Here is a 3,193-nt window from a genome sequence, read left to right as displayed (position 1 = left end):
CCGCACCTTGTCCCGCCTTCAACGGCAACAACCGGGCACATGCATCCGAAGATCAGTCGTCGTCCGTTCCGTCACCGGCGCGGGCGAGAAGCAAAGAGATCCCGAGGACGTAGATCAGGGCGAAGGTCACGAAGGCCGAGGTCGACATCCCCGACCAGCCGCCATGGAGCAGACCCACCACTCCCGCGGTAATCACGACGAGTACGCTTGCAGTGATGACGAGAATGATGCGCACAATCGATCTTTCATCTTCGACCCCTCCCAGGATGCGATCTCTACGATCAATGAGATAGACTACGGGCCGTCAAAGCGGCAAGATGCCCCCTCTTTCCGACCCCCTCAGCCGCCAGCGCCAAACCGCACCGACCCCTCGCCCCGAACTTCGCCGTTAAAGGGTACTTAAAGGGGTCTACAAGGCAGCTTGGCGATCTGACGGAGAACCGCTAGGCTCGGACCACAAGGCCCCTCAGCGGCCCGCTCAGGCGATCCGCCCCGGAGCGGCACCCCCCCGGATCGCACTGGCGCCCTTCCGCCCGCCCTGAACATGGTCGAGGGCGATCCGGGTCGCGCGATCCGCCATGTATCGGGCATGGCGAACGCATCCTTCCTCCAGCTTTCCGGCCTTGCCCTCAACGTCGAGGGCTCCGCAGCCCCCGACTGGGTGCAGCTCGTTCCCGCCGGCCCCGCGGTCGAGGGCCGCGACGGGCGGCGCTGGACCATGGCCGATCCCGAGCGCCTGGTCGCCGCCTTCGCCGCCCATGGCGCGGATCTCCCCGTCGACTTCGAACACGCCACCCAGATCAAGGGCGGACGCGGCGAGCCCGCGCCGGCCGTCGGCTGGATCAAGGCGGTGGAGGCGCGGAACGGCGCGCTCTGGGGCCGGGTCGACTGGAACGCCGACGGGGCCAACGCCGTGGCCTCCCGCGCCTATCGCTATCTGAGCCCGGTGTTCCGCTTCGATCCCGCGACGAAGGCGGTGCTCGCCATGGTCTCGGCCGGGCTCACCAACAATCCCAACCTGCATCTCGCGGCTCTGAACGCCGCCCAACCCGAGACGGAGACCCTTTCCATGGACAAGGCTGTGCTTGAAGCCCTCGGCCTCAAACCCGACGCCACCGCGGCCGACGCCGTGGTCGCCATCAACCAGCTGCAGGTGGCGAAGACCACCGCGCTGAACGCCGCCGCCCATCCCGATCCGGAGCACTTCGTGCCGCGCGCCGATCACCAGCTGGCGCTGAACCGGATCGCTGACTTCGAGACCGAGGCCAAGACCCGGGCCGAGGCCGAGATCCTGGGCGCGGTCGAGGCCGCCGTCGCCGCCGGCAAGATCGCCCCGGCGTCGAAGGAGTATCACCTCGCCTCCTGCCGCGCCGAGGGCGGGCTCGAGCGCTTCCGCGCCATGATCGGCTCGGCTCCTGCGATCACCGCGCCGAGCGGGGCCGACCGCAAGGATCCGCCGGGCGCGGAGCCCGCGCTCACCGCCGAGGAGCTGGCGATGTGCCGCCAGTTCAACATGACCCCCGAAGCCTTCGCGCTCGCGAAGAAGGAGTAAGCCCCGATGTCGATCATCACCGCCGCCGTGCTCGCGGCGCTCAACACCGCGCTGAAGAAGAATTACGAGGACGCCTACAAGGCGATGCGCGCCGAGAGCGTCTTCGAGCGGATCTCGACCACCGTGCCCTCCTCGACCGCCTCGAACACCTATGGCTGGCTCGGCGACTTCCCCGCGCTGCGCGAATGGGTCGGCGACCGCGTCCTGAAGGACATGAAGGCCTCGGGCTACCAGATCACCAACAAGCTCTACGAGGGCTCGGTGGGCGTGCCCCGCGTCGCCATCGAGGATGACCAGGTCGGGGTCTACGCCCCGCTCGCCGCCTCCATGGGCCAGGAGGCGGCCCAGCATCCCGACCGGCTGATCGCCCAGCTCCTCGCCGCCGGCCCGACCTCGCTCTGCTTCGACGGGCAGAACTTCTTTGATGTCGATCACCCGGTCTATCCGAACGTCGACGGCACGGGCGCGGCGGCGACCGTGTCGAACTACAACGCCGGCGGCGGCGCGCCGGGGCCGGCCTGGTATCTCCTGGACACCCGCAAGCCGCTGCGGCCGATCATCTTCCAGGAGCGGACGAAGCCCGAGTTCGAGACCAAGACCAACCCCGCCACCTCGGACAAGGTCTTCACCGCCGATCTCTACCAGTACGGCGTCCGCTACCGCTGCAACGCGGGCTTCGCCTTCTGGCAGATGGCCTATTGCTCGAAGGCGGCGCTGACGGCGGCGAACTTCGCCGCGGCCCGCCTTGCCATGCGCAAGTTCACCGCCGACGGCGGCCGCCCGCTCGGCATCAACCCGAGCGTCATCCTGGTCTCGCCCGACAACGAGGCCGCGGCCCGCGCCCTCTTCGAGGCCATGCTGATCGACGGCGGCAACTCGAACCCGAACTACAAGGCTGTCGAGGTCATCGTCAGCCCCTGGCTGGTGTGAGGGAGGATCGGACCATGACCCAGATGCTGCGCATCCGCGCCACGCAACCCGAGGGCCGCTACCGCTGCGGCCGGCGCTGGACCGCCGAAGGCGTCCTCGTCGAGCAGGGCGAGCTCGAGGAGGCGCAATGGGCCGCCATCGCGGGCGACCCGCTCCTGAAGGTCGAGCCGGTGGACGCCGGCGAGGCATCCGAGGCGGTGGAGACCGAGGCCGCCGCCGCGCTGGCCTCGGCCTTCGCCCAGCTCGCGCCGGAGGAGTTCGACGCCGCCGGCAAGCCGAAGCTCGACGCGCTGCGCGCCCTGCTGCCGGGGGTGAAGATCTCGGCCGCGCTCCGCGATCAGGCCTGGGCCGCCGCCCAGGCGAAGTAAGCCCCGCGCCCTCCTCAACGGAACCGCCCCCATGTCCTACGCCACTGCCGCCGACATCACCGAACTCTACGGCCAGAACGCCCTGGTCGTGGCCGATCATGACCGTGACGGCGACCCCGACATGGCGGCGGTGGACCGGGCGCTGCTGATGGCCACGGGCGAGATGGAGACCTATCTCGCCCGTCGCTACACCCTGCCGCTCCCCATGGTGCCTTCCCACCTGGTGCAGCTCTGCGTCGACATCGCGCTCTATCGGCTGGCGCTCTCGGCCGATGTGGCGAGCGACGAGCACCGCCGGCGCTACGAGGACGCGCTGGCGGTGCTGTCGAAGATCGCCGACGGC

Annotated in this window: 5 protein-coding genes; 4 read left to right on the top strand and 1 reads right to left on the bottom strand. The window is 69.4% G+C overall.

From position 1 onward, the window contains the following. Positions 1 to 52 precede the first annotated feature (52 nt). On the bottom strand, positions 53 to 235 hold the full coding sequence (locus C5F48_RS22675) for a hypothetical protein (RefSeq protein ID WP_107665984.1): 183 nt from the start codon (positions 233 to 235) through the stop codon (positions 53 to 55). Positions 236 to 589: 354 nt separating this feature from the next. Here C5F48_RS22675 and C5F48_RS22670 point away from each other — a divergent pair, with 354 nt between their 5' ends. The 4 genes from C5F48_RS22670 to C5F48_RS22655 form a co-directional block, all read left to right on the top strand. Then, a complete protein-coding gene (locus C5F48_RS22670) occupies positions 590 to 1,552 on the top strand; it encodes a phage protease (RefSeq protein WP_170139777.1) in 963 nt (320 codons plus the stop codon). A gap of 6 nt (positions 1,553 to 1,558) precedes the next feature. After that, complete coding sequence (locus C5F48_RS22665) at positions 1,559 to 2,482, top strand: Mu-like prophage major head subunit gpT family protein (protein ID WP_107665982.1); 924 nt, start codon at positions 1,559 to 1,561, stop codon at positions 2,480 to 2,482. A gap of 14 nt (positions 2,483 to 2,496) precedes the next feature. Next, a complete protein-coding gene (locus tag C5F48_RS22660; protein ID WP_107665981.1) occupies positions 2,497 to 2,850 on the top strand; it encodes an HI1506-related protein in 354 nt (117 codons plus the stop codon). A 31-nt stretch (positions 2,851 to 2,881) separates the two neighbouring features. After that, positions 2,882 to 3,193 (top strand): gp436 family protein (locus C5F48_RS22655; protein ID WP_107665980.1); only part of this gene is annotated, 312 nt, incomplete at its 3' end.

Source organism: Cereibacter changlensis JA139, from assembly GCF_003034985.1.
In the GTDB taxonomy this organism is placed as follows: Bacteria; Pseudomonadota; Alphaproteobacteria; order Rhodobacterales; family Rhodobacteraceae; genus Cereibacter; species Cereibacter changlensis.
Note: the sequence above shows the minus strand (reverse complement) of the source record. Positions and strands in the feature narration are given on the sequence as shown.

Coding starts and splice junctions, on each gene's coding strand:
- C5F48_RS22665 (WP_107665982.1), top strand. CDS start 1,559: ATGTCGATCATCACCGCCGCCGTGCTCGCGGCGCTCAACACCGCGCTG.
- C5F48_RS22670 (WP_170139777.1), top strand. CDS start 590: ATGGCGAACGCATCCTTCCTCCAGCTTTCCGGCCTTGCCCTCAACGTC.
- C5F48_RS22660 (WP_107665981.1), top strand. CDS start 2,497: ATGACCCAGATGCTGCGCATCCGCGCCACGCAACCCGAGGGCCGCTAC.